Annotated in this window: 23 protein-coding genes and 1 pseudogene; 3 read left to right on the top strand and 21 right to left on the bottom strand. The window is 72.7% G+C overall.

The window, feature by feature from the left end:
• Window positions 1-5: 5 nt before the first annotated feature.
• The 14 genes from D0Z67_RS23725 to D0Z67_RS23660 all read right to left on the bottom strand — a co-directional run bounded on the left by D0Z67_RS23725 (window position 6) and on the right by D0Z67_RS23660 (window position 15,792).
• On the bottom strand, window positions 6-932 hold the full coding sequence (locus tag D0Z67_RS23725) for a glutamate ABC transporter substrate-binding protein (RefSeq protein ID WP_031182552.1): 927 nt from the start codon (window positions 930-932) through the stop codon (window positions 6-8).
• A 17-nt stretch (window positions 933-949) separates the two neighbouring features.
• Complete coding sequence (locus D0Z67_RS23720) at window positions 950-1,693, bottom strand: amino acid ABC transporter ATP-binding protein (protein WP_031182551.1); 744 nt, start codon at window positions 1,691-1,693, stop codon at window positions 950-952.
• Between the two features lie 135 nt (window positions 1,694-1,828).
• A complete protein-coding gene (locus D0Z67_RS23715) occupies window positions 1,829-2,248 on the bottom strand; it encodes a DUF6278 family protein (protein WP_031182550.1) in 420 nt (139 codons plus the stop codon).
• Window positions 2,249-2,264: 16 nt separating this feature from the next.
• Entirely contained in the window at window positions 2,265-3,044 is a 780-nt protein-coding gene (locus D0Z67_RS23710) for an exodeoxyribonuclease III (RefSeq protein ID WP_031182549.1), read from the bottom strand.
• A 63-nt stretch (window positions 3,045-3,107) separates the two neighbouring features.
• A complete protein-coding gene (locus D0Z67_RS23705; RefSeq protein ID WP_031182548.1) occupies window positions 3,108-3,743 on the bottom strand; it encodes an MBL fold metallo-hydrolase in 636 nt (211 codons plus the stop codon).
• A 65-nt stretch (window positions 3,744-3,808) separates the two neighbouring features.
• A complete protein-coding gene (gene pcaDC, locus D0Z67_RS23700) occupies window positions 3,809-5,164 on the bottom strand; it encodes a bifunctional 3-oxoadipate enol-lactonase/4-carboxymuconolactone decarboxylase PcaDC (RefSeq protein ID WP_031182547.1) in 1,356 nt (451 codons plus the stop codon).
• A gap of 117 nt (window positions 5,165-5,281) precedes the next feature.
• Window positions 5,282-7,273 carry an SWIM zinc finger family protein gene (locus tag D0Z67_RS23695; RefSeq protein WP_037775513.1) on the bottom strand — a complete coding sequence of 664 codons (1,992 nt, stop codon included), beginning with the start codon at window positions 7,271-7,273 and terminating at the stop codon, window positions 5,282-5,284.
• Window positions 7,270-10,107 (bottom strand): DEAD/DEAH box helicase, encoded by a 2,838-nt coding sequence (locus tag D0Z67_RS23690; RefSeq protein WP_031182545.1) that lies wholly within the window; start codon window positions 10,105-10,107, stop codon window positions 7,270-7,272. Before D0Z67_RS23690 ends, D0Z67_RS23695 begins: the two co-directional genes overlap by 4 nt.
• Before the next feature lie 81 nt (window positions 10,108-10,188).
• Window positions 10,189-10,770 (bottom strand): hypothetical protein, encoded by a 582-nt coding sequence (locus D0Z67_RS23685; protein WP_031182544.1) that lies wholly within the window; start codon window positions 10,768-10,770, stop codon window positions 10,189-10,191.
• On the bottom strand, window positions 10,767-11,912 hold the full coding sequence (locus D0Z67_RS23680; RefSeq protein WP_031182543.1) for an ROK family glucokinase: 1,146 nt from the start codon (window positions 11,910-11,912) through the stop codon (window positions 10,767-10,769). The genes D0Z67_RS23685 and D0Z67_RS23680 overlap by 4 nt, the downstream gene beginning before the upstream one ends.
• 84 nt (window positions 11,913-11,996) lie before the next feature.
• Complete coding sequence (locus tag D0Z67_RS23675) at window positions 11,997-12,788, bottom strand: ATP-binding cassette domain-containing protein (RefSeq protein ID WP_031182542.1); 792 nt, start codon at window positions 12,786-12,788, stop codon at window positions 11,997-11,999.
• Complete coding sequence (locus D0Z67_RS23670) at window positions 12,785-13,861, bottom strand: ABC transporter permease (RefSeq protein WP_031182541.1); 1,077 nt, start codon at window positions 13,859-13,861, stop codon at window positions 12,785-12,787. The genes D0Z67_RS23675 and D0Z67_RS23670 overlap by 4 nt, the downstream gene beginning before the upstream one ends.
• On the bottom strand, window positions 13,858-14,874 hold the full coding sequence (locus D0Z67_RS23665; protein WP_031182540.1) for a sugar ABC transporter substrate-binding protein: 1,017 nt from the start codon (window positions 14,872-14,874) through the stop codon (window positions 13,858-13,860). Before D0Z67_RS23665 ends, D0Z67_RS23670 begins: the two co-directional genes overlap by 4 nt.
• 168 nt (window positions 14,875-15,042) lie before the next feature.
• Window positions 15,043-15,792, bottom strand: a complete 750-nt coding sequence (locus D0Z67_RS23660) for a GntR family transcriptional regulator (protein WP_031182539.1) — start codon at window positions 15,790-15,792, stop codon at window positions 15,043-15,045.
• Between the two features lie 119 nt (window positions 15,793-15,911).
• Between D0Z67_RS23660 and D0Z67_RS23655 the strand changes: the two genes are divergently transcribed.
• Window positions 15,912-16,934 (top strand): Gfo/Idh/MocA family protein, encoded by a 1,023-nt coding sequence (locus D0Z67_RS23655; RefSeq protein WP_031182538.1) that lies wholly within the window; start codon window positions 15,912-15,914, stop codon window positions 16,932-16,934.
• Between the two features lie 76 nt (window positions 16,935-17,010).
• On the opposite strand, the gene D0Z67_RS23650 is transcribed toward D0Z67_RS23655, so the two are convergent.
• The 4 genes from D0Z67_RS23650 to allB form a co-directional block, all read right to left on the bottom strand.
• Window positions 17,011-17,406, bottom strand: a complete 396-nt coding sequence (locus D0Z67_RS23650; protein ID WP_031182537.1) for a ribonuclease domain-containing protein — start codon at window positions 17,404-17,406, stop codon at window positions 17,011-17,013.
• 139 nt (window positions 17,407-17,545) lie between these two features.
• Window positions 17,546-18,154: a dihydrofolate reductase family protein gene (locus tag D0Z67_RS23645; RefSeq protein WP_031182536.1), complete on the bottom strand. Its 609-nt coding sequence runs from the start codon at window positions 18,152-18,154 to the stop codon at window positions 17,546-17,548.
• An 88-nt stretch (window positions 18,155-18,242) separates the two neighbouring features.
• Window positions 18,243-19,379 carry an allantoicase gene (alc, locus tag D0Z67_RS23640; protein ID WP_199812217.1) on the bottom strand — a complete coding sequence of 379 codons (1,137 nt, stop codon included), beginning with the start codon at window positions 19,377-19,379 and terminating at the stop codon, window positions 18,243-18,245.
• 31 nt (window positions 19,380-19,410) lie between these two features.
• On the bottom strand, window positions 19,411-20,733 hold the full coding sequence (allB, locus tag D0Z67_RS23635) for an allantoinase AllB (RefSeq protein WP_031182534.1): 1,323 nt from the start codon (window positions 20,731-20,733) through the stop codon (window positions 19,411-19,413).
• Between the two features lie 262 nt (window positions 20,734-20,995).
• On the opposite strand from allB, the gene D0Z67_RS23630 reads away from it, so the two are divergent.
• Entirely contained in the window at window positions 20,996-21,622 is a 627-nt protein-coding gene (locus D0Z67_RS23630; RefSeq protein ID WP_031182533.1) for a nucleotidyltransferase family protein, read from the top strand.
• 65 nt (window positions 21,623-21,687) lie between these two features.
• Window positions 21,688-23,310, top strand: a complete 1,623-nt coding sequence (aceB, locus tag D0Z67_RS23625; protein ID WP_031182532.1) for a malate synthase A — start codon at window positions 21,688-21,690, stop codon at window positions 23,308-23,310.
• A 6-nt stretch (window positions 23,311-23,316) separates the two neighbouring features.
• Here aceB and D0Z67_RS23620 read toward each other — a convergent pair whose 3' ends face one another.
• The 3 genes and pseudogenes from D0Z67_RS23620 to D0Z67_RS23605 all read right to left on the bottom strand — a co-directional run.
• Window positions 23,317-23,622 (bottom strand): Rdx family protein, encoded by a 306-nt coding sequence (locus tag D0Z67_RS23620; RefSeq protein ID WP_037775510.1) that lies wholly within the window; start codon window positions 23,620-23,622, stop codon window positions 23,317-23,319.
• Window positions 23,623-23,632: 10 nt separating this feature from the next.
• Window positions 23,633-24,547, bottom strand: a complete 915-nt coding sequence (locus tag D0Z67_RS23615) for a HipA family kinase (protein ID WP_031182530.1) — start codon at window positions 24,545-24,547, stop codon at window positions 23,633-23,635.
• Between the two features lie 428 nt (window positions 24,548-24,975).
• Window positions 24,976-25,423, bottom strand: a pseudogene (locus D0Z67_RS23605) (transposase); the annotation flags it as partial.
• Window positions 25,424-25,704: the final 281 nt, after the last annotated feature.

Here is a 25,704-nt window from a genome sequence, read left to right as displayed (position 1 = left end):
CTCGGTCAGCTCGCCGGGTAGCGGTCGATGGGCGGCGGCTTCGGCGCGGGCACGCCGGACAGGCCGAGCGTGGCGTCGTACGCCCTCTTCCAGTCGCCGTTCTTCTCACGGGCGGCGAGGGCGGTGTCCAGGGCGAAGCGCAGGGCGTTGTCGCCCAGCGGAACACCGATGCCGTACGGCTCCTTGGAGAACGGCTTGCCGACGACCTTGAGTTCGTCGGGCGCCTTGGCCGCGTAGCCGATCAGGATGGCGTCGTCGGTGGTGACCGCGTCGACCTGGTAGGTGAGCAGGTTGTCGACACACACCGAGTAGGTGTCGTAGGCGACCAGGACGGCCTTCGGGTAGTCGTCCTTGATGCGCTGGTACGGGGTCGAACCGGCCGCCGAGCAGACGCGTTTGCCGGCGAGGTCCTCGGGCCCGTGGATGTCGTCGGTGTCCTTGCGCACCAGCAGGGACTGGCCGGCCATGTAGTAGGGGCCCGCGAAGCCGACCAGCTTCTTGCGGTTGGCGTTGATGGTGTAGGTGCCGACGTAGTAGTCGATCTGGCCGTTCTGCAGGGCCGTCTCGCGGTTGGCGGAGGCGATGGTGCGGAAGCGGACGCTGTCGCCGGGGAAGCCGAGGGAGGCGGAGAGCATCTTGGCGATCTCGATGTCGAAGCCGGAGTACCGGCCGGTCGCCGGGTCCTTCTCGCCGAGGTAGGGCTGGTCCTCCTTGGCGCCGACGACGAAGTGGCCGCGCTTCTTGGCCCGGTTCCAGGTCGGGGAGCCGGGCAGGCTGAAGTTCCGGTCCACCGCGTAGTGCGGGAGCTGCTCGGGGGCGGGGCCCTTGACGGGCGGGCTGCCGTCCTTGCCGCACGCGGCCAGCGGGGCGAGCGAGGCCAGCAGGGTGGCGAGCAGGGCGATGGCGCGGGGCGCGCGGGTGTGGCGGGACATGGGTCGCACTCCCCCGGTCAGTGCTTGAGGATCTTGGAGAGGAAGTCCTTGGCGCGCTCGCTGCGCGGGGCGGTGAAGAACTCCTCGGGGCTGCGGTCCTCCACGATCCGGCCGTCGGCCATGAAGACGACGCGGTTGGCGGCGGACCGGGCGAAGCCCATCTCATGGGTGACGACGATCATGGTCATGCCCTCGCGGGCGAGCTGCTGCATGACCTCCAGCACCTCGTTGATCATCTCGGGGTCGAGCGCGGAGGTGGGCTCGTCGAAGAGCAGCGCCTTGGGGTCCATGGCGAGGGCGCGGGCGATGGCCACCCGCTGCTGCTGGCCGCCGGAGAGCTGCGCGGGGTACTTGTCGGCGTGGGCCGACAGGCCGACCCGGTCGAGGAGTTCACGGGAGCGGCGGTCGGCGTCGGCCTTCTTGCGGCCGCGCACCTTGGTCTGCGCGAGGGAGACGTTCTCCAGCACCGTCTTGTGCGCGAAGAGGTTGAACGACTGGAAGACCATGCCCACTTCGGCCCGCAGCCGGGCCAGCGCCCGCCCCTCCTCGGGGAGCGGCTGCCCGTCGAGCGTGATGGTGCCGGACTCGATGGTCTCCAGCCGGTTGATGGCCCGGCACAGCGTCGACTTCCCCGACCCGGAGGGGCCGATGACCACGACCACCTCCCCCTTGCCGACGGTCAGGTCGATGTCCTGGAGGACATGCAGCTCCCCGAAGTGTTTGTTGACGTCACGCAGTTCGATCAACGGATCGACGGCCATCCGCAGCCCTACTCACTCTCGCCGAGTCGTAGTGGCCGAAACTATCCAGACCGCGCCGGACCGGGCGGACGACACGCACCCCGGAGCATTAGCCGTATTTACGCCCCAGTTGCATGGGAGCTGGACATACCGGGCTCAGGGTTCGGCGATCTCCGCGTAGAGCTGGGACAGTTCGGGGACGCCGCTGCCGACCCACTGCCGGCCGGGCCCCATGACCTCGACCTCCCGGCCCGAGGCGAGCCGCAGAACGGGCTCTCCGTCCCGTCTGATGCGCCAGACGGCGCCGGGCACGGTGCGCACGACCACGGTGCCGAGGTAGAGCCCGGCGTCGTTGCCCAGCCAGGGCAGCGTCTCGGGGTCGTCGCGCCAGAGCGGGACCATCTGGTCCAGGGCCTCCAGGGAGGCCGGGGTGTCGTCCAGGCGGACGCCCGCCCGGTCCGCCTGGGAACGCAGCAGTGCGCACTCGGAGAGCAGCGCGGCGATGGCCTCGGGGTCGGCCGGGAGCGCCGCGTCACCGCTCTTGCCGTGCCGGGGGCCCAGGAACGGGATCTTCATGGACCCCAGCGTGGCATCAGACGTCGAGGTCGACCACCACCGGCGCGTGATCCGACGCGCCCTTGCCCTTGCGCTCCTCGCGGTCGACGTAGGCGTCCTTGACCGCGCCGGAGAACGGGCCGTTGCCGTACACCAGGTCGATGCGCATGCCGCGGTTCTTGGGGAAGCAGAGCTGGCGGTAGTCCCAGTACGTGTAGGGGTGGTCGTACTTCAGCGGGCGGGGCACCACGTCGCTCAGGCCGGTCTCGCGCAGCGCGGCCAGGGCGGCGCGCTCGGCGGGGGTGACATGGGTGGCGCCCTCGAAGGCGGCGCGGTCGTACACGTCGTCGTCGGCCGGGGCGATGTTGTAGTCACCGAGGACGGCGAAGGGACGGCCGCCCGCCGCGTCCCCGGCGACGGCCGTCTTCAGGGCGTCCAGCCACTGGAGCTTGTACGCGTAGTGCGGGTGGTCGACCTCGCGGCCGTTGGGCACGTACACCGACCAGACGCGGACCGGGCCGCAGGTGGCCGAGACGGCGCGGGGCTCCTCGGCGCCCTCGTAGCCGGGGTCGCCGGGCAGGCCCTTGACCACGTCCTCCAGGCCGACGCGGGAGAGCACCGCCACGCCGTTCCACCGGCCGGTGGCGTGGACCGCCGACTCGTAGCCCAGCTCGCGCAGGGCCTCGACGGGGAACTGCGCCTCGGCGACCTTGGCCTCCTGGAGGCAGAGCACGTCGGTGCCGCTGCTCTCCAGCCAGGCCAGCAGCCTGGGGAGACGGGCGGTGATCGAGTTCACGTTCCAGGTGGCGATGCGCATGTTCCACAACCTACCCGCCGGGTCCGACAACCGGGCTCACAGCTCGGCCTCGCAGCTCAGGCTTCACAGCTCGGCGGAGGCCCCCGGTGCCAGGCGCAGGTGCTCGGCGTCGGCGAGGTCACCGATCTGGCGGTCGTAGATCGGGCGGGCGAGGTCGGTGAGGAGGGCGTCGTGGATGTCGTAGGCCCGGCGGGGCTCGACCTCGCGGACGTACTCGATCACCTCGGAGATCTTGTTCCACGGTGCCATCACCGGGAGCATCAGGGTCTCCACGGGCCGGTCGGGGACGGTGAGGGCGTCGCCGGGGTGGAAGACCTTGCCGCCGTCGATCAGGTAGCCGACGTTGGTGATGCGCGGGATGTCCGGGTGGATCACGGCGTGCAGTTCGCCGTGGACCTGCACGTCGAAGCCGGCGGCGGTGAAGGTGTCGCCGTGGCCGACGGTGTGCACCCGGCCGGGGAAGGCGGCGGCGAGCTGGTCCGCGACCGACTTCAGGGTCCAGATCTCCGCCTCCGGGTTCGCCTCCAGCGCGGTGCGCAGCCGCCCCTCGTCGAAGTGGTCCGGGTGCTCGTGGGTGACGAGGACGGCGTCCGCGCCGAGGGCCGCGTCCGGCTCGCTGAAGCCGCCGGGGTCGATGACGAGCGTCCGGCCGTCCTTCTCCAGGCGGACGCAGGAGTGGGACTTCTTGGTGAACTTCATGACTTCCCGTCCTGGTCGTCGGTCCGCTTTCGTCTCCATCGTCCCGCCCGTGGCACGACGCGGCCTCACTCGGCGGGCGTGGTCTCCTCGCGGATGACCCGCTGGGCCACGCGGAAGGCGCTGTTCGCCGCCGGGACACCGCAGTAGACGGCGGCCTGGAGCAGCACCTCCTTGATCTCCTGCGGGGTGAGGCCGTTGCGGAGCGCGGCGCGGGTGTGGACGGCCAGGTCCTCCAGGTGCCCGCCCGCGACCAGCGCGGTCAGGGTGACGCAGCTGCGGGACCTGCGGTCCAGGGCCGGGCGGTCCCAGACCTCGCCCCAGGCGTAGCGGGTGACCAGCTCCTCGAAGTCGCCGGAGAACTCGTCGGCCCGCGCGAGCACGCCCTCGACATGGGCGTCGCCCAGCACCTCGCGGCGGATCTTGAGCCCGGTCTCGTAGCGGTCCGGCGGCGCGACCGGCTGTGGGGGCTCGGCGGTGGCCGCGATCTCGGCGACCGGCGCGGTGCGCGGGGGCGCGGCGGGCGCGGGCACGGGGGCCGGGGCGGGGGTGGGCATGGCGACCGGCGCGGGGGCGGCCGGGGCCGGGGCCGTGACCGGCGCGGCGGCGGCCGGGAGGGCGGTCTGGCCGGTGTCGAAGGGCTGTTGCCAGGCGGTGGAGAAGTGCCGGACCAGCAGATCGGTGACGGCGGCGGGCTGCTCGACCGGCACCAGATGGGAGGCGCCGGGCACTACCGCGAGCCGGGCGTCCCGGATGCCGGCGACCAGCGTCCGGGCCTCGGCCGGGCCGGTGACCTGGTCTTCGGAGCCGACCAGCACCAGCGTGGGCACCCCGATACGGCCCAGCTCCGGGCGCACGTCGAAGGCGGCGAGCGCCTCGCAGGCGGCGATGTAGCAGCCCGGGTCGGTGGTGCGGACCATCTGCACCGCCCACTCGGTGATCGCGGGCTGCGCGGCGGCGAAGCCCCCGGTGAACCAGCGGTCGGGCGCGCTTCGCGCGATCGGGTCGAGCCCGTTCGTCCGTACGATCACGCCACGCTGACGGAACTCGTCCGGCGTGCCGAACCGGGGCGAGGCGGCGACCAGCGCGAGCGAGGCGAGCCGCTCGGGGTGGCGCAGGGCCAGCTCGATGCCGACGGCGCCGCCGAGCGCGCAGCCCGCGTAGCCGAAACGCTGCACGCCGAGGCTGTCCAGGGTGGCCAGCAGACGCGTGGCCAGCTCCGCGACCGATCCGGCGGGGTGGGCGGGGGCGCCGCCGTGGCCCGGCAGATCGAAACGCAGGACCCGCCACTGCTTGACCAGTTCCGGCACCTGGCGGTCGAACATGTGCCAGGTGGTGCCCAGTGAGGGCCCCAGGATGAGCACGGGGGCGTCTTCCGGGCCGTCGAACCGGTACTGAAGGGTGGGGGTCTTCTTCTCACTCACCGCACCACGCTAACCGCCCGGACGCCCTCGCCGGGCCGGGGGTCCCGGTGCGTGGCGCGGGGCTCCCCGGAAAGCCCGGGGAACTCTCACACGGTCTTCACGGCCGCCACAAGGCGCTCAGAGCGAGTCCGGTATGTCCAGGGTGGTGAGGGCGGAGACGGGGTCGAGGTCGGGTGCGCCGCGTGGCCACCAGTCGTCGTGGCCGGGCTCCGACTCGTACGCGTACCACAAGCCGTCCCGGCCCAGGCGGAGTTGGGCGTGGCCCGCCGGGTGGGTGAGGTGGTTGCGCCAGGGGCGGAAGGCGGGCAGGTCGGCGGCGAGCAGCAGCGGGCGGGCCCGGTCGAAGCGGCCCGCGGGCGGGTCCCAGGGCTCCTCCAGCACGGTCAGCCCCGCGAGGCCGCCCTGCCGCCAGGCGGCGACCGCGCGGGCCAGCTCGGCGGGGGTGCGGTCCACGGCGGTGGCCAGGGTGGCGTACAGGCTGCGGGTGGCGGCGGTCAGGCCGGAGCCGGGACGGGCGGCGGCGAGGCGCACCGCGTCCTGCCACAGTGTCAGCCCGCCCACCGGGTCACGCCCGGTGGTGAGCAGCGCGTGCGCGCGGGCGGCGGCGTCGGTGGCCAGCTGGTCCAGCGCGAACGGGTCGGGTCCGCCCGGCGCCGCCGGGTACGCCGGAGGCGCCTCGGGGTGCGCGGGCGCGGGCAGCGGGGCCGGGAGCGGGGGCAGCGGGCGCCCGGTGAGCGTCTCCGACGCGCGTACACCGGGCAGCGCGGCCGGGCCCCGCTCGCGTGCGGCGCGGGCCGCGCTCGCCGCGCTGCGCCGGGACAGCGCGTCCAGCAGCTCCCGCTCGCCCCGGCCCCGCAGCAGGAGCAGCACGAACGGGTCGGCGTCCAGCAGCCTGGCCGTCTGGTAGCAGAGCGCGGCCGCGTGCTTGCAGGGGCGGCCGGAGTCGGGGCAACTGCACTGCGGGATCAGGTCACCGGGGCCGGGCAGCAGGGGTACGCCCCGGTCGGCCAGGGTGTGCGGCAGCTCCTTGTCGAGCAGGGCGGCGATGTCGGCCGGGCTGTCCACCGCCGCCTCCAGGAGCCGCTCCCAGTCGTCCTCGACGAGCGTCCGCAGCCGCAGCTGCACCCGGTACGGGCGCGGTCGGCTCCCCCGCACGTACGCCAGCACCAGTCCCGGTGTCAACGTGATCGCGTCGACATGACCCGCGTCCGCGTAACCGCGCCCCCGGGCCAGCCGGTTGGCGTCCAGCGCGGTGTTCTCCAGGGCGTCGACCCACGCCTGCCCCCACCAGGTGGTGGCGAAGTCCTGCGGCTCGGGGCGCGGGGCGAACAGGGGGAAGGTGCGGCGGAGTTCGCTGTCGCGGTGGGGGGTGGCCATGGAGGAGGGGTGGTGCGGCGGGGCGGGGTGGTCGGGGGTACGGGAGGGCGCGGGCGGGGTGGGGGTGTGCTCGGCGGGGGCTTCCGGAGCGTCGGTGCGCGGCGCGGCTTCGGCCTCGGGGTCGTCGGCCAGGTCGGGCATGCGGAAGGCGGTGCTGAGGAAGTTCCGCATGTCGCGGGCGACTTGGGCGTGGGGGGAGCGGCCCTCGGCGGATGCGGCGGGTGCGGGGCGCGGGGCGGTCTTCCGGGGGCGCCGGTCGCCTCGGCCGGCCTCCCGGCGGGCGGCGCGGAGTGCCTCCCGGGCCGCGTCTCCGGGGCGGGAGCCAGCCGGGGTGGGCCGGGGGGCTGCGAGCGCGGCCGGCTCGTCGGGGTCGTCCTCCTCCGGGGCCGAGGCCGCCTCCCCGTCACGCCGAGCCGCCACAGCGGCCCGCAGCGCGGCCCGGGCCACCTCACCGGGCCGGGCGCCGGGCTCGGCAGCCGTCGGGCCGGGCCGGCCCCCGGCCTCCGGCACCTCGGCTTCCTCGCTCAGCCGGCCCCCCAGCGCGGCCCGAGCGGCGTCACCGGGCCGCTGCTCCTCCTCCCGCGCCGCCGCCGACGCGGCACCCCTCTCGACCGCTTCCGCCTCGGCGGCGTCCCGGGCCGCGTCGGGCTCAGCCGCACCGGAGCCCCCCGCCCGAGCCGCGCGCAGCGCCTCGCGGGCCTCCTCCGCCGGGGTCCGCTCCTCGGCACTCATTCCGGCCTCCGCAGGGACACGAGGTCGGTCAGTTCGCGGTCGGTCAGCTCGGTCAGGGCCGCCTCGCCGGAGCCGAGGATCGCGTCGGCCAGCGCGCGCTTGGCGGTGAGCATCTCGGCGATACGGTCCTCCACCGTGCCCTCGGTGACCAGGCGGTGGACCTGGACGGGCTGGGTCTGTCCGATGCGGTAGGCGCGGTCGGTGGCCTGTTCCTCGACGGCCGGGTTCCACCAGCGGTCGAAGTGCACGACGTGCCCCGCGCGGGTGAGGTTCAGCCCGGTGCCCGCCGCCTTGAGGGAGAGCACCAGGACCGGGATCTCGCCGGACTGGAACCGGTCCACCATCCGCTCCCGCTCGGGCACCGGAGTGCCACCGTGCAGCAGGTCGACCGGGATCGCGCGGTCGGCCAGGTGGGCGGTGATGAGCCGGGCCATGCCGACGTACTGGGTGAAGACCAGGACCGAGCCGTCCTCGGCGAGCACGGTGTCCAGCAGCTCGTCCAGCAGGGCGAGTTTGCCGGAGCGGGCGGAGAGCCGGTCGGGGTGGGCGGGCTCCTCCTTGAGGTAGAGCGCCGGGTGGTCGCAGATCTGCTTGAGGGCGCCGAGCAGCTTGAGGACCAGGCCCCGGCGGGCGATGCCGTCCGCGTCCTCGATGGCGAGCATCGACTCGCGCACCACGGCCTCGTACAGCGCGGCCTGTTCGCGGCTGAGCGGGACCGGGTGGTCGGTCTCGGTCTTGGGCGGGAGTTCGGGGACGATGCCGGGGTCGGACTTCTTGCGGCGCAGCATGAACGGCCGCACGAGCCGCGCCAGCCGCTCCACCGCCTCGGCGTCCTCACCGTTCTCCACGGCACGCGCGTGCCGGGCGCGGAAGGACTTCAGGGGGCCGAGCAGGCCGGGCGTGGTCCAGTCGAGCAAGGCCCACAGCTCGGAGAGGTTGTTCTCCACCGGGGTGCCGGTGAGCGCCACGCGCGCGGGGGTCCGGATCGTGCGCAGCGCCTTCGCGGTGGCGGAGTAGGGGTTCTTCACATGCTGGGCCTCGTCCGCCACGACCATGCCCCAGGGGTGCTCGGCGAGCTGGGCGGCGGCGGAGCGCATGGTGCCGTAGGTGGTGAGGACGAAGCCGCCGGTGAGGCCGTCGAGGGTGCGGTCGGCGCCGTGGAAGCGGCGGACCGGGACGCCGGGCGCGAAGCGGTTGATCTCTCGCTGCCAGTTGCCCAGCAGGGAGGCGGGGCAGACCACGAGGGTCGGCTCGGTGCGGGCGCGCTTGAGGTGCAGGGCGATGAGGGTGATCGTCTTGCCGAGACCCATGTCGTCGGCGAGGCAGCCGCCGAGGCCGAGGGAGGTCATCAGGTCGAGCCAGGCGAGGCCGCGCAGCTGGTAGTCGCGCAGGGTCGCGTCGAGCCCGGCGGGCGGCTCGGCCGGGGCGAGCCCCGCGGTGAGCCGGTCGCGCAGCGCCGCGAGGGCGCCGGTCGGGACGGCCTCCACGGTCTCTCCGTCGACCTCGGCGGTGCCGGTGAGGGCGACGGCGAGCGCGTCGACGGGGTCGAGCAGGCCGAGTTCGCGCTTGCGGGCCTTGCGGACCAGGACCGGGTCGACCAGGACCCAGCGGTCGCGCAGCCGGACGACCGGGCGGTGGGCCTCGGCGAGGGCGTCCATCTCGGCCTCGGTGAGCGGGTCGCCGCCGAGCGCCAGCTGCCAGCGGAAGGCGAGCAGTTCCTCGCTCTCGAAGAACCCGGTGCCGTCGGTCGCGGAGCCGGGCGCGGTGCGGACCTCGGCGGTGGCGGCGAGGTCGCTCGCGAGGTCGCGGGGCCAGTGCACGGCCACCCCGGCGGCGGCGAGCCGGCTCGCGGCCACGCCGAGCAGGTCGGTGACCTCCTCCTCGGACAGGGCGAGTACGTCGGGCACGTCCTGCTCGGCGAGCCGGTCCAGCGGCCCCCACACGCGCGCGGCGCGCCGGACGGCGAGGGCGGCGTCCACGTGCGCGCGGGGCCCGAGGGCGTCCGCGTCCCCGGCCCACACGGCCGCCGCGTCGGCGACGAGCGTGGGGTCGGCCAGGCTGTGGACCTGGACGACGGCGGCGCCGGCCGCCCGCGCCCGCTGGTCGTCGCCGGTGTCGAAGACGCTGTACCCGGACAGGTCCAGGCGCAGCGAGATCCGTACGCCCGCGTCCATGCCCGCGGCGACCTCGGCCGCCCAGTCCTGGGCGCCGGGCAGCGGCTGGGGTTGGCGGGCGGCGAAGGGGCGTCCGCTGGTATGCCGGGCGGCGGGGGTGCGGGGCAGGGTGTCCGCGACGGCGTCCAGGAAGGCGCGGACCAGGGCCTCGGGCTCGGGCAGAGTCAGCGGTCCGGGACCGGGCAGCGGGACGGCGTGGCCCTCGGGCGGCAGCGCGGCGGCCACCGCGCGCAGGTGCGCGATGTCGTCGGGCTCCAGCGGTCCGGCGCGCCAGGCGTCGTGCCCGCTCGGGGTGAGGCCGGGCAGCAGGCGGCCCCGCGCGGTCAGCCGCAGGGCGTGCAGCGCGGCGGCTCCCCAGCAGGCCGTGGCGGGATGGGCGGCCGGATCGTGCCGGGCGCGGACCAGCAGGGGCAGGGCGTCGGCGAGGGGCAGGGTGAGCGCGGGCACCTGACGGCGCCGTACACCCGTGCCGTGCGGCCGTACGACGGTCAGCTCGTCGGTGGCGTCCAGGAGGGGCTCGCCGTCGGGGTCCCAGAAGGCGACGCGGGCCTCGCGCGGGAGGGGCGCGGGCAGGAACACGCAGGCGAGGCGGGCCGGGACCGTGTTCCCGGTGTTCCCGGTGCCCGCGCGCGCTGTCGCCGTGGCCGTGCCGTCACTCACGTGTCCTGTCACCTCCCGTCCCTGTCGGATGAGCCGTCTCCGACTGTACGGGCGGGGTCTGACAACGCGTTCCTCAGCAGGTCAGGGCACCGTGCGGCTGACCACGTACACCGTCGGGTAGACCGGGTCGGACATGTTCACGACCACGTCCTGGGTGGGGGCCGGGTTCTTCTGCTTGTGGGTGTAGCCGGACCAGACGCCGGGGCCGGTGAGGTTCCAGCCGGAGACCTGGCGGTCGCGGGCGCCGATGGTGACGGCACCCTGCTTCAGCTGGTCCCGGTGGATGCCGAGGGTGCCGAGGAAGCTGTCCAGACCCGCGCCGTTGGTGCGGAACTGCACGTACAGGCGGCTGGTCTTCCAGTTGTTCGTCTCGTAGTACGCGAGCCGGTCGGCAGGGTGCGGTACGGGCACCTGGTAGAGACGGCGCTGCACCTTGGAGGGCCAGCCGGGGGTGAGGCCGGTGGCGGAGTACTTCGCTTCCTTGTCCTTGCCGCTGTCCCGGCTCTGGTTGGCGGAGATCACCAGATAGCCGGCCGGTACGCCGATGAGCAGCACGATGATCAGCAGGGTGAGGGCGCGGCGCCTGACGCGGTGCCGCGGGTCCTCCCCCGCCGGGTGCGGCGTGGCCGGGGCGGCCGCCTGGTGCGGAAGCGAGGTGGTCATGCGGTGTCCCGGTCCCGGCGGCCCTGGGTGTACCGCTCGAAGCGTTCGTAGCGCTCCACGCGGCGGCGCTTGGCGCGGCGGAAGCGGCGGGCGACCAGCCGGGCCAGGTCGGCCGCGCCGACCATGCCGGCCTCGGGGCCGAGCTGGGCGCGGGTGATGCGGGCCTCGGGGCGGTAGCCGCGGCCGGTGAGGTGGCGCTTGAAGGCGTCCCGCGCGGGGCCGATGAGCAGGTCGTCGGCCGCGCTGACCCCGCCACCGATGACGAAGCAGGACGGGTCGAGGGCGGCGGCGAGGTTGGCGATGCCGACGCCGAGCCACTGGCCGATGTCCTGGAGCAGCTCGATGCACATCGCGTCGCCCTCGCGGGCCAGCTCGGTGATCATCGGGCCGGTGATGTCGCCGATGCTGCCCTTGACGTGCTCGATGATCCCGTAGGCGACCGGGGAGTCGGCGGCGGCCAGCTCCCGCGCCTCGCGGACCAGGGCGTTGCCGGAGCTGTACTGCTCCCAGCAGCCCCGGTTGCCGCACGGGCACCGGTGTCCGCCGGGCACGACCTGCATATGGCCGAACTCGCCCGCGACGCCGAACTTGCCCCGCTTGACCTGGCCGTCCTCCAGGATGGCGCCCCCGATGCCGGTGCCGAGGGTGATCATGACGAGGTGGTCCTCGCCGCGCCCGGCGCCGAAGCGCCACTCGGCCCAGGCCGCGGTGTTGGCGTCGTTGTCCACCAGCACGGGCACGGACAGCCGGGCGGCGAGGCGGTCGCGCAGCGGCTCGTTGCGCCAGGACAGGTGGGGGGCGAACAGCACGCGGTTGCGGTCGGCGTCGACCCAGCCGGCGGCCCCGATGCCGACGGCGTGCACGTCGTGCCGGTCGGAGAGGTCGAGCACCAGCTCGGCGATGGTGTCCTCGACGACCTGGGGGCTCTTGGACTTGTCCGGGGTCTCCGCGCGGAGCTTCTCCAGGATGTTGCCGTCGGCGTCCACGACGCCCGCCATGACCTTGGTGCCGCCGATGTCGATGCCCACCGTGGGCACGCGGGGCGCGGTCAGGTGGGAGCGGCGTTCCCGGGTGCCCACCGTGCGCAGGACGGGGGCGCGGCGGGAGCCGATGGGGGCGGCGAGGTCGCGGTAGGTGCTCATCGGGCTCGATTGTGCCTCACGCTCACGCCGGGCGCGGTGCTGTCGGGGGCGGGAAGCCGCGAATCCCCCGCGGCTCCGCGCCCGTCAGCCGCGCTTCAGCTCGTGGTGCAGAGCGTCCAGGTCCGCTCCGCCCGCCATCTGCTTGGTCAGTTCGTCCAGGGTGATCTCGTCGCGTGTGTGGTTGCCCACCATGGCGCCGCGCCGCAGCAGTACGAAGCGGTCGCCGACGAGATGCGCGTGGTGCGGGTTGTGGGTGATCAGCACGACACCCAGCCCGGCATCACGTGCCGCGGCCACATATTTGAGGACCACACCGGACTGCTTGACGCCCAGTGCGGCGGTGGGCTCGTCCAGCACGAGCACCTTGGCGCCGAAGTGCACGGCACGGGCGATGGCCACGCACTGGCGCTCACCGCCGGAGAGGGTGCCGATGGGCTGGTCGACGTCGCGCAGGTCGATGCCCATGCGCAGCAGTTCCTCGCGGGTGGTGCGGCGCATCAGGTCGGTGTCCAGGCGCGCGAAGGGGCCCTTGCCCTTGCGGGGCTCGGAGCCGAGGAAGAAGTTGCGCCAGACCGGCATCAGGGAGACGACGGCGAGGTCCTGGTAGACCGTGGCGATGCCCCGGTCCAGGGCGTCGCGCGGGGAGGCGAGCCGGGTCTCCTCGCCCTCGATGAGGAGGGTGCCGCCGTCGTGCTGGTGGAGCCCCGCGATGGTCTTGATCAGGGTGGACTTGCCGGCGCCGTTGTCGCCGAGGACGCAGGTGATCTCCCCGGCGTGCACCTGGAGGGAGACGCCCTCCAGGGCGCGGACGTTGCCGTAGCGCTTGCTGACGTCGGTCAGCTCGACCAGGGGCACGCGCTCTTCGGTGTCGGTCATTTCGTGGCCTCCGCGCGCTTGCGGACCCAGGTGTTGAGCAGGGTCGCCAGGAGGAGCATGGCTCCGAGGAAGAACTTGAACCAGTCCGGGTTCCACTCGGCGAAGACGATGCCCTTGCTGGTCATGCCGAACAGCAGCGCGCCGACCGCCGAGCCGACGGCGCTGCCGTAGCCGCCGGTGATCAGGCAGCCGCCGATGACGGCCGCGATGATGTAGATCAGCTCGTTGCCGACGCCCTCGCCGGACTGGACGGTGTCGAACGAGAACAGCAGGTGCTGCCCGGACACCCAGGCGCCGAACGCGACACCCATGTAGAGGCCGATCTTGGTCTTGGCGACGGGGACGCCGACCGCGCGGGCCGCGTCCTCGTTGCCGCCGACCGCGAAGATCCAGTTGCCCACGCGGGTGCGCAGCAGCACCCAGGAGGCGAGCGCGACCAGGCCGAGCCACCACAGCACGGTGACCTTGAGGTCGACCCCGCCGAGACTGAGGGTCGAGGCGAACACGGCGTGCGCGCTCGGGAAGCCCTCCATGTCACCGATCGACTTGGTGGAGACGGTGCCGTCGATCAGCTTGGTGAAGCCCAGGTTCATGCCGGTGAGCATCAGGAAGGTGCCCAGCGTGACGATGAAGCTGGGCAGCTTGGTGCGGGTCAGCACGAACCCGTTGAACGCGCCGACGGCCAGGGTGGCCAGCAGGGACACGCCCGCGCCGACCCAGATGTTGGCCGTCATCTGGTAGCTGAACATCGAGGAGATCAGCGCGGACGACGTGACCATGACGCCGGCCGAGAGGTCGAACTCGCCGCCGATCATCAGCAGGGCCACGGGTACGGCCATGATGCCGATGGTCGAGGAGGCGTACAGCACCGTGCTGATGCTGGCCGGGCGCAGGAAGCCGTCGGCGGCGACCGCGAAGAAGACCAGGACCGCGAGGGCGCCGACGACCGAGCCCAGTTCGGGCCGGGAGAGCAGCTTGCGCAGCGGGGAGGTGTGCGTCAGCCGCTCGTCGCGGGACCGCTCGCCGCCCGGCGCCGGGCCGCCGGTCGGCCGGGTGTCGGTGGTGGTGCTCATCGGGTGCCCCGATCGGTGTACGCCGCGAGCGCGCCCGCCTGGTCCTTGGTGATGATCTGCGGGCCGGTCAGGACCGGCTTGCCGCCGCCGAGGACGTCGCCGTTGTACTTGTACAGCCACAGCAGGTCGACCGCCTCGTAGCCCTGGAGGTAGGGCTGCTGGTCGACGGCGAAGCCGAGGGTGCCGTCCTTCAGCTCGGCGGCGACCTTGGCGTTGAGGTCGAAGGTGTCGACCTCGGCCTTGCTGCCGGCGTCCTCCTTGGCCTTCACCACGGTGTCGGCGTAGGGGGCGCCCAGGGTGACGACGGCGTCCACGTCCCGGTCGGCCTGGAGCTTGGCGCCCACGGCCGACTGGACGTCGGGCATGTTGGTGCCGTTGACGTAGAGCTTGCGGACCTTGCCCTTGAAGGTCTTCTCCACGCCGTCGCAGCGCTGCTCGTGGCCGACGTTGCCCTGCTCGTGCAGGACGCACAGGGCGTTCTTGCGGCCGCGCTTGTTCAGTTCCTCGCCGACGGCCTCACCGGCGATGGTCTCGTCCTGGCCGATGTGACTGAGCGCGCCGAACGCCTTGGACTGCGCCGAGCCGGAGTTGACCGTGACCACCGGGATGCCGGCCTTGCGGGCGCGGGCCACGGCCGCCTTGAGGGCGTCGGGCTTGGCCAGGCTGACTATGATCCCGTCGACCTTCTTGTCGATCGCGGCGTCCACGAGCTGCGCCTGCTGCTGGGCCTCGTCGTCGTGCGAGTACAGGAAGTTGATGTTGTCCTTGACCGCCGCCTGCTTGGCGCCGCTCTGCACGATGTCCCAGAAGGTGTCGCCGTCTCCGGAGTGGGTGATCATCGCGATGGTCCAGCGGGGGGTGGACACCGCTGCCCTGCCCTGGGCCGTGGCGGCCTTGCGGGCGTCCTCGGCCTTCTTGCCGCCGGTGCTGCTGCAGGCGGTCAGCGAGACGCAGGCGAGCAGTGCGAACGCTCCTGCCACCGTCATGCCTACCCGGTTCTGAAACCGTGCCACGAGGCCGTGCCCCTTCTTGCCGTGTTGCCGTGTTCTGAGGTGCCGTGTTCCGAGGCGCCGTGTTCTGGCGCAAACACTTCAGTATCGAACACGCGGGACGCTCGTTACCTGTCCGGGGCAGACCTGACAGGTCATTTGTCCGGACAATGTGACGCGGCCGGGGACGGCTCAGGGGCGTACGAGGAGCTGGAACTCGAAGGAATACCGGGCCGGACGGTAGGTGTGGTCGCCCTGCTCGACCGCGCGGCCGGTGTCGTCGAACGTGACGCGCCTCATGGTGAGCAGGGGGGCGCCCTCGGCCTCGGCGAGCCGGTCGGCCTCGGCCGGGGTGGCGCCACGGGCGCCGATCGACTGGCGGGCGCTGTGCAGGGTGATGCCGGCCGCGCGCATCAGCCGGTACAGGCCGGTGGCCTCCAGCCGGGCGGTGTCGAGGTCCAGCAGGCCGAGCGGCAGATGGTTGACGAGGTACGCCATCGGCTCGCCGTGCGCGAGGCGCAGCCGCTCGACGCGGTGCACGTCGTTGCCCTCGGTGACGCCGAGCGCGGCGGCGATCTCGGCGGTGGCCGGGACGACCGTGTTGACCAGGACCTTGGTGGCGGGTCGCTGTCCGGCCGCCTCCAGGTCGTCGTAGAGGCTGCTCAGTTCCAGCGGGCGCTTGACCTGGCTGTGCACGACCTGGGTGCCGACGCCCCGGCGGCGCACCAGCAGCCCCTTGTCGACGAGGGACTGGATGGCCTGGCGGACGGTGGGACGGGACAGGCCGAGCCGCGCGGCCAGCTCGATCTCGTTGCCGAGCAGGCTGCCGGGGGTGAGGGCGCCGCGCTCGATGGCGGCCTCCAGCTGCTGGGCGAGCTGGAAGTACAGCGGCACCGGGGAGCTTCGGTCCACGCGGAGGCCGAGCGGCGCGGTGGGGTCCACATCAGGTTTCGGCACGGGCCCGAGCGTAGTCCGGTGCCCGGATGACGGGAAGTCGTGAAGTCCGGTTGTCCTGACATTTTGATTGACAGGTGCACGTTGTTCCCCCTCAATGTGTCCTCATGCGCATCGGGGTCATCGGGACAGGCCGCATCGGGGCCATCCACGCCAACACACTGAGCCGCCACCGGGAGGTCGGATCGCTGATCCTGACGGACTCCGATCCGTTACGCGCGCAGGAGCTGGCGCACCGGCTCGGTGAGACGGCGGCCCCGGGCGTGGACGAGGTCTTCCACTGGGGCGTGGACGCGGTGGTGATCACCACGGCGACGGCCGCGCACGCGGAGCTGATCGGCCGCGCGGCCCGCTCCGGGCTGCCGGTGTTCTGCGAGAAGCCCATCGCGCTCGACCTGCCCGGCACGCTGCACGCCCTCGCCGAGGTGGCGGCGGCGGGAACCGTGCTCCAGATGGGCTTCCAGCGGCGCTTCGACGCGGGGTACGTCGGCGCCCGTGAGGCGGTGCGCTCGGGCCGGCTCGGCCGGCTGCACACCGTGCGCGCCCTGACCTCCGACCAGTCCCCGCCGCCGCGCGAGTGGCTGCCGCTGTCCGGCGGGCTGTTCCGGGACACCCTGATCCACGACTTCGACATCCTGCGCTGGGTCACCGGCCGCGAGGTGACCGACGTGTACGCCACCGGCTCCGACGCCGGCCCCCCGATGTTCCGCGAGGCCGGCGACGTCGACACCGGCGCGGCCCTGCTCACCCTGGACGACGGCACGCTGGCCACGGCCACCGCGACCCGCCTCAACGGCGCAGGTTACGACGTCCGCATGGAGCTGTCCGGCGAACTCGACACGGTCGTCGTCGGGTTGGACGACCGCACCCCCATCGCCTCCACCGAACCGACCGGCCCGCCCCCGGCCGACAAGCCCTGGCCCGGCTTCCTCGAACGCTTCGGCACCGCCTACGAGTCGGAGCTCTGCGCCTTCGTCGACGTGGTCCGCGGCGAACGCCCCAACCCCTGCGACGGCCGGCAGGCGTTGCAGGCCCTGCGCATCGCGGAGGCGTGCGAGATCTCGCGGCGCGAGCGAAGGGCGGTCGCCCTGGCGGAGGTTCCGGACCGGGTGCAGTCCTCCTGCGTCTGAGCCGCCCCCGGACACACCCCCGCCCCGCGACCCCTGCAGTGGGGGGAAGAGTCGCGGGGCGGGTCGAACGGAGTGGTCAGCAGCCGTAGTTGATGAGGTTGAACGTGGCGTAGTGGTCGGAGGTGTAGTAGTCCTCCTGGGTCCGCTCACCCGTGACGATGCGGCGGGCACCGCGAGTGGACTCGCCGGGGGTCTTCACCGTGTACTCGTGGTAGTACCCGGAGGACTGGCTCGGCAGGACGCCCTCGCGGTTCTGGAAGACGACGCCGTCCTGGGAGTACGGGTACGGGCCGCCCTGGGCGATGAGGTCGAGGGTGTCGTGCGCCTGCGACGGCAGGGAGCCGTAACAGATGCTGCCGACCGAGGCGGTGGCCGCGTCCGCCGTGGTGGCGGAGACGGTTCCGCCGACGAGGAGGGCGGAGAGGAGGGCCGCCGCAGCGCCGATGCGAGTGGTGCGTGGGGGGAATCTCATGGGTTCATGATGACGCGCGTAGACGCGTCCATGTCAATGACGGAGATGTGGATTTTCCCGGCAGGTCCGATGAGTTCTCGCGGAGTTAACCTGCCCCGACAGGAGCCGTTCGGGCTCCTGTTGACATCCCGACGCCCGCCTAGAAAGACCCGTACTCGGGGCGGCCGTCCAGGTCGTACGACTGGATGGAGACCCCCTTGCCGGTGACCGTGCCGCCCGCGTGCCGGAAGCGGGTGGGGACGGCACCCTCCACGAAGAGCCGGCGCCCCTCGCCCAGCACGACGGGGAAGGTCAGCAGGTGCAGGGTGTCGATCAGACCGAGGTTCACCAGCGAGCGGACCAGCGCCCCGCTGCCGTGGATCTGGACCTCGCCCTCGGTGCGCTCCTTCAGCGTCCGGACCTCCTTGGCGAGGTCGCCGGAGAGCACGGTCGTCCCGGCCCACCCGGGGTTCGCAACGGTCGCGGAGACGACGTACTTCGGCAGCGCGTTCAGCTTGGCCGCCACCGGGTTCCCGGGGTCGGTCACCTTCGGCCAGTAGCCCGCGAAGATGTCGTAGGTGTGGCGGCCGAGCAGGAAGACACCGGCCCGGCCGAAGCTCTCGCCGACGAAGCCGCCGAAGTCGTCGTCGGCGTACGGGAAGGTCCAGCCGCCCTGGCCGAAGCCGCCGCTGGTGTCCTCCTCGGGGCCGCCGGGGGCCTGGTAGACGCCGTCGAGCGAGACGAAGACGGTGGAGACGAGCTTGCCCATGAGGTGCCTTCTTCCGGGTGCGGGGTCGTGCTGTCAACGGTGCAGACCCCGCGCGGGACCGCAACTCATCGGTCCCCCCCGGCGCGCCTCAGCCGTTCAGCTCCCGGTACCGCGCGGCCAGCCGGCCCGCCCCGGCCTCGGTGAGGGAGCCGAAGAGGCGCAGCCGGGAGATCCCGCCGTCCGGATGGATGTCCACGCGCGCGTGCGTGCCGACGGCCGGGGCCGGGAGCGGGAAGCGGTGGTTGGTGTCCGGCTGGAGCCGGGTGCGCGGCAGGATCTCGGTCCACTCCCCGCTCTCACCGTCCCGCACCGACACCGACGCCCAGCCCGCGCTGTTCCCCTTCAGATACGCCGTGTCGATCTCCACCGCCCGCACCAGCGCCTGCTCGGTCAGCCGGTACGTGATCCAGTCGTGCCCCCGGTCGCGGCGGCGCCGGGTCTCCCAGCCGTCGTCCATACGCTGGGAGCGGCCCGGCCGTACGGTGTTGGCTGCCGGGGAGTAGAAGCGGTCGGAGGCGTCCTCGGCGCGGCCCCCGTTCTCCAGCGCGGCCACGTCGAAGGTGCCCAGCGTGGCCAGCCACTCCGGGTCCGGGACGATCTCGCCGTACGCGCGCAGCCGGGCGACTCCGCCGTCCGGGTGCTGCTTGAGGCGGAGGTGGGTGAAGCGCTGGGGCGCGGAGACCACGAAGCCGTTCGCCGCGTGGCCGCCGACCGGGGTGACCGGGACCAGGGTCGTCCACTTCACGTCGTCGCCGAGCAGGTCCTCGGGGGACGGGTTGCCGGGCGCCGACGTGGCCTCGACCGAGACGGCCTGCGGGTGGTTGCCCCGGAAGTGGGCGGTGTCGACGACGATTCCCCGGAGCACCCCGGGCGTGCCGAGGCGGATCAGCGCCCAGTCGTGGTCGTCGGCGCACGGCCAGGGCTCCTCGGCGCTCGGGCCGCGTCGGCGCCGGGTCTCCCAGCCGTCCATGATCTTGCCCTTGTGGCCGAAGCGGCCGGGCTCGAACTCGGCGCGGTGGGGCAGCAGCAGGTTCTCCCGGTCGGCGAAGAACTCGTCGTTCGCGGCGATCACCCCGGCCCCCAGGCGCCGGTCGGCGAGGTCGGGGTGGTGGGTGAAGGGGAAGTCGGCGGTGCGGTAGTCGGCGTAGGGGTCGCCGCCGCCGTAGGGAGCCGCGTCGCCGGTGAAGCGGGGCGGGGTGGAGGGTTGCTGCGCCGTCACGGTGATCGGGGGTCCTTTCGACAGGGGGTTGCGGGGCTCAGCCGTCACGGGTGAGCAGGCGGCCCTTCGGATCGGTGAACTCGCCCTCGCTGTAGACCCGTTGGCCTCGCAGCCAGGTGGACTTCACCACGCCGTGCAGGGTCTTTCCGGCGTACGCGGTGACCGGGTTGCGGTGGTGGAGGCGGGCCGGGTCGACGGTGAAGGTGCCCTCCGGGGCGAGGACGGCGAAGTCGGCGTCGCGGCCCGGTGCGATGGCGCCCTTCCGGTCGAGACCGGCGAGGGCGGCCGTACGGGCGGACATCCACCGGGTGACGTCGGTCAGTTGGTGCCCGCGTGCGCGGGCCTCGGTCCAGATCGCCGGGAGGCTGAGCTGGAGGCCGGAGATGCCGCCCCAGGCGGTGGCGAAGTCCGGTGTCTTGAGGTCGGCGGTGGAGGGCGAATGGTCGGTGACGACACAGTCGATCGTGCCGTCCGCGAGCGCCTGCCAGAGCAGGTCCCGGTTGGCGGCCTCGCGGATGGGCGGGCAGCACTTGAACTCGCTCGCTCCGTCCGGGACTTCCTCGGCGCTCAGGGTGAGGTAGTGCGGGCAGGTCTCCACGGTGACGCGGACTCCGTCGGCGCGTGCGGCGGCGATGAGCGGGAGGGCGGCGGCGGAGGAGAGGTGGAGGATGTGGACGCGGGCGTTCAACCTGCGTGCCTGTCGCAGAAGTCGGGCGATGGCGTCGGTCTCGGCCGCGTGCGGGCGGGAGGCGAGGAAGCCCGCGTAGGCCGGACCTGCGGGGGCGTCCGTGAGGTGGGCCGGGTCCTCGGCGTGCACGATCAGCAGCCCGTCGAACTCGGCGATCTCGCCCAGGGAGGCGCCCAGTTGGGCCTGGTCCAGATGCGGGAACTCGTCCACGCCGGACGGCGAGAGGAACGCCTTGAAGCCGAACACCCCGGCCTCGTGCAGCGGGCGCAGATCCTTGACGTTACCGGGCAGCGCGCCGCCCCAGAAGCCGACGTCGACGTGGGTCCGGCCCTGCGCCGCCTCCTTCTTGATCCGCAGATGGTCCACCGTGGTGGTCGGCGGCAGCGAGTTCAGCGGCATGTCGACGAGCGTGGTGATCCCCCCGGCCGCCGCCGCCCGGGTCGCCGTCCAGAACCCCTCCCACTCGGCCCGGCCGGGGTCATTGACGTGCACGTGCGTGTCGACCAGGCCGGGCAGCAGCGCGTCGTCCCCCAGCTCGACGGCCAGAACCCCCGCCTCGTACGGCAGGACAGCCGTGATCGTCCCGTCGGCGACGGTTACCGTCGCGGCCCGCACCCCCTCCGGGGTGACGACCCGCCTGGACCGCAGCGCCAGCTCGACGTCCTCGGACACCCGAACCCCTCTCCGCCGTTCACACCCGAGAAACGGTATTAACGCCCACGTAACGGACTTCAACGTTCTGTTGAAGGAGTCTCGTCGCCCGCTCCGCCACGAGTCAAGGGTGCCAGCCACTGGAGCCGCGGGGCCTTAGCGGACGAGGGGGTGTTCAGAGGGTTCCGCCAGGGGTGTTGTCGCACGTCATAGGGGCGGGTCGACGGACGCCGAAGGTCGCCAGATGCCCCCGCACCGGCCCACATCCCGGCATCCTGGTCCCATGACACCCGACCGAGCCCTCCGCCACCTCCAAGTCGCCGGGCTCCTGCTGGCCGCCGGAGGTGGGCGGAGGCTGGGCGGGCGGCCGAAAGCTCTGTTGCGGCATGGCGGGGTGCTGTTGGTCGAGCGGGCCGCCCGTGGTCTGCGGGAGGCCGGATGTGACCGGGTGCATGTGGTGCTCGGGGCGGGGGCCGAAGAGGTGCGGGTACACGCCGAGTTGAGCGGATGTGTGCTCGTGGACAACCCCGGCTGGGGCGAAGGGATGGGGTCCTCCCTGCGGGCCGGGCTGCACTCCCTCGGGGGTACGGATGCGCGCGCCGCTCTCGTGAGCCTCGTCGATCAGCCGGGTATCGGGCCCGAGGCGTACGCGCGGGTGCTGGACGCCTTCACCGACGAGACCGCCCTCGTGTCGGCGGCGTACGACGGCAGGCGCGGCCACCCGGTGCTCCTCGGCGCCGCCCACTGGCCGGGAGTGGTCGAGGCCGCCCGGGGTGATCAGGGGGCCCGCGCCTACCTGAAACAGCACTCCGCCGAGATCCGCCTCGTGGAATGCGGGGACGTGGCCGACCCGTACGACATCGACACCGGCGCCGACCTCGGCAGGCTGCGCCCCGGCGGGGCCCATTGAGGTTCGGCGATCAGGAAATTACGCTGCCCAGTCCGACCAGCCCGCCACGGAGGAAGTGACCGCTCATGTCCGCACCCGCGTCCCCGCCGGTCGTCGTCGACGCCGAGCCGCTCCCCCGGCAGGAGGAGGTCCTCACCGGACCGGCGCTGGACTTCCTCGCGGAGCTGCACCGCCGGTTCACCCCGCGCCGGAACGAACTCCTGGCCCGCAGGGCCGAGCGCCGCGCCGAGATCGCCCGCACCGGCACGCTGGACTTTTTGCCCGGGACGGCGGAGATCCGGGCCGACGAGTCCTGGCGGGTGGCCCCCGCGCCGCCCGCGCTGCAGGACCGCCGGGTGGAGATCACCGGGCCGACCGACCGGAAGATGACGGTCAACGCGCTCAACTCCGGTGCCCGGGTCTGGCTCGCCGACTTCGAGGACGCCTCCTCCCCCACCTGGGAGAACGTGATCCTGGGCCAGCTGAACCTGACCGACGCCTACGCCGGCCGCGCCGACTTCACCGACGCCCGCACCGGCAAGTCGTACGCGCTGCGCCCGCAGGAGGAGCTGGCGACGGTCGTGATGCGGCCGCGCGGCTGGCACCTGGACGAGCGGCACCTCAAGGGGGCCGACGGGGAGCCGATCCCCGGCGCCCTGGTCGACTTCGGCCTGTACTTCTTCCACAACGCCGCCCGCCTGCTGGAGCTGGGCAAGGGCCCGTACTTCTACCTGCCGAAGACCGAGTCCCACCTCGAAGCCCGCCTGTGGAACGACGTGTTCGTCTTCGCGCAGGACCAACTCGGCATCCCTCAGGGCTCCGTACGCGCCACCGTACTGATCGAGACGATCACGGCCGCGTACGAGATGGAGGAGATCCTCTACGAACTCCGCGACCACGCCTCCGGGTTGAACGCGGGCCGCTGGGACTACCTGTTCTCCATCGTGAAGAACTTCCGTGACGGCGGACCGGAGTTCGTGCTGCCGGACCGCAATCTGGTCACGATGACCGCGCCGTTCATGCGCGCGTACACCGAACTCCTCGTCCGCACCTGCCACAAGCGGGGCGCGCACGCGATCGGCGGGATGGCGGCGTTCATCCCGTCCCGCAAGGACGCCGAGGTCAACAAGGTGGCGTTCGAGAAGGTGCGGGCGGACAAGGACCGTGAGGCGGCCGACGGCTTCGACGGCTCCTGGGTGGCCCACCCGGACCTGGTGCCGATCGCCATGGAGTCCTTCGACAAGGTGCTCGGCGACCGCCCGCACCAGAAGGACCGGCTGCGCGAGGACGTGCGCGTGGAGGCGGCCGACCTGATCGACATCGCCTCGCTGGACGCGAAGCCGACGTACGCCGGGCTGGTCAACGCGGTGCAGGTCGGCATCCGTTACATCGAGGCGTGGCTGCGCGGGCTCGGCGCGGTGGCCATCTTCAACCTGATGGAGGACGCGGCCACCGCCGAGATCTCCCGCTCGCAGATCTGGCAGTGGATCAACGCGGGCGTCGAGTTCGAGAACGGCGAGCGCGCCACCCCCGAGCTGGCCCGCCGGCTGGCGGCGGCCGAACTGGAGGCGGTGCGGGCGGAGATCGGCGACGAGGCGTTCACGGCCGGGCACTGGCAGGAGGCGCACGACCTGCTGCTGACGGTGGCGCTGGACGAGGAGTACGCCGACTTCCTGACGCTTCCGGCCTACCGCCACCTCACCGGCTGAGCGCGCTCATTCCTCGGACTGCCCGAGCCTCTCGGACTGCCCCAGCTTCTCGGAGTGTCCGAGGGACCGCTCCGGCGTGACCCGGTCGCGTACCAGCCGCTTGACCGCCGTGGGCTCGGGAAAGCCCTGCTCACGGCGGTCCCAGACCGGCTCGCCGTCCACCCGTACGACGAAGACGCCACCGGTGCCCGGCTTGAGCGCGAGGGCCTCCAGCTCGGTCTCGAAGGTGGTGAGCAGCTCCTGCGCCAGCCAGGCCGCGCGGGGCAGCCAGCGGCACTGGGTGCAGTACTCGATCTCGACTCGGTGACTCACGACGTTCCCTTCATCCCAGGTGTACCGACCAGTCCTGTTCCGCCGCCGGGCGTCCGTGCAGGTCGGGGACGCGCTTGAGCCAGTCCGGCCGGCCCCGCTGGGACCGCTCGGCACGCGCGGCCTCCTCGGCGGCGAGTTCCGCCCGGTCGGGGAAGTCGGTGGGCAGCCACTCGGCGGAGAGCCGGGCGCGGGCCAGCAGATGGCCGACGTAGGCGGCGCGGGCCTCGTCCGGACCGGCGAAGGCGGGGTCGTCGGCGAGCCAGGCGTCGGGCACCTCGGCGAGGATGCCGCGCAGCAGCTCCTCGGTGACCTTCGGGGCCAGCTCTGCGTCGGCGGCGCGCACGTCGGGCCCGTACTGGCCGAGCGCGTGATGCCGGAAGTCGTATTTCCGGCCGGGGTTCGTTGTGTCCCAGCGGTGGTGGAAGACGAGGGCCGCGCCGTGGTCGATGAGCCACAGGCGCGGGGGCGCGACGCCGAAGGTCGGCCAGACCATGAGGTTGGAGCTGTGGACGGTGCGGTCCACGTTGGCGGTGAGCGCGTCCAGCCAGACGATCCGGCCCGCCTCCAGCGGGTCCACGGGGAAGTGCCGGGCGATCTCGGGGGTGAGGTCGCGGGCGCCCGGCAGATAGTCCATGCCCAGGTTGACCCCAGCGCTGGCGTCGTGCAGGTCGCGGACCTCCTGGTGCGGCTCGTCGGCGGCCACGGCGGGGTCGAAGTGCACGAGCACCAGCTCGGGGAAGCGCAGGCCCAGGGCGCGGGCCAGCTCCCCGACGATCACCTCGGCGACGAGCGCCTTGCGGCCCTGCGCGGAGCCGGTGAACTTCACGACATAGGTCCCCAGGTCGTCGGCTTCGACGACGGCGGGTACGGAGCCGCCGGTGCGCAAGGGCTCGATGTAGCGGGTTGCGGTCACCTCTCTCAGCACTTTCTTTGGCCACCCCTCTTTTCAACCTTGCAATCCACGGCAAGCCCTGAGGATGTCGGGGAGGGGAGATGGTCGGCCATCAGCCCTGGGGAGGATCTGGGGAGTTTCGAATGCCATGCGGATCTCCCTGCCTCCCTAGCAGTCCGTCGATTGCCGTCCGCCCCTTGCTCCCGGCCTCAGGCATGAAGTGAGCATAGTAACCGAGGGTGATTGCCGGCGAGGAGTGCTCGAGCCCGCCGAGCCACGGTCACGACAGACTCTCCCGCCTCCAGCATGATGGATGCGTAAGTGTGCCGCAGCACCTGGAAGCCGTCCTTGGGCGCTGCCTCCCATTGCCACTTCTTCGCCCCCTCGGCGTGCGGCGGGATGATCCCGGCCTTGGCCAACGCAGGCTTCCAGGTGTGGGTGTTCCACGTGTTCACGGCGATGGCGTTGCCGAACCGCGTGGTCAGCAAAAGGGAGAGCGAACTTCTCGCCTTGGCGGAGTCCGCACCCCAGACGAGGTGGATCTTGCAGGTCAGACCGCCCCGGGACCGTCCGAGTCCCTCGTCGGGGCGGTGGTGCCGGGGCGTCGTCCTTTTTTTGGGACCCGGACGGGCTTTGCGGGTGCCGGCTGCGTGCTGATGGGCCCGGCAGGACGTCAAGTCGACGCCGAGCATCGACCAGTCGGTCCCAGGCCGACGCCGACCAGCGGCGATGCCGTTCGTAGACGGTCTTCCACGAGCCGTAGCGTTCCGGCAGATCACGCCACGGGGCACTGGCCCTGACCCGGAACCAGGTGCCGTCGGCCACCGTGCGGTGGCCGTTCCTCCGGCTGCCCCGGCCACCGGAGGGTGGCAGATGCGGCCCCAAAAGCGACCACTCGCAATTCGCCAGGTCCCCCCGACCCGCGCCCGAGCCAACGAGCGACCGGCCAGAAGGTCACATGATCCGTCGAACAGAACCTAGTTGACGGCCCATCAACCTGAGCCTTCGCTGTCCCCGCAGCGCAATCCCTCGGTCTCACAGCCAGGCTGGAAGGGACTCACTGGCGCCGCCGTGCGCGCCTCCACTGCCACGAGGGCAGCAAGCAGGGGAGTCCGGAAGGCCCTGGCTTTCGCGCACCCGCAGCGCGGCGCAGACCAGGACCAAAAGCCTTACGGGCGCGTTGACGAGCA

It is taken from the genome of Streptomyces seoulensis (assembly GCF_004328625.1).
In the GTDB taxonomy this organism is placed as follows: domain Bacteria; phylum Actinomycetota; class Actinomycetes; order Streptomycetales; family Streptomycetaceae; genus Streptomyces; species Streptomyces seoulensis.
Note: the sequence above shows the minus strand (reverse complement) of the source record. Positions and strands in the feature narration are given on the sequence as shown.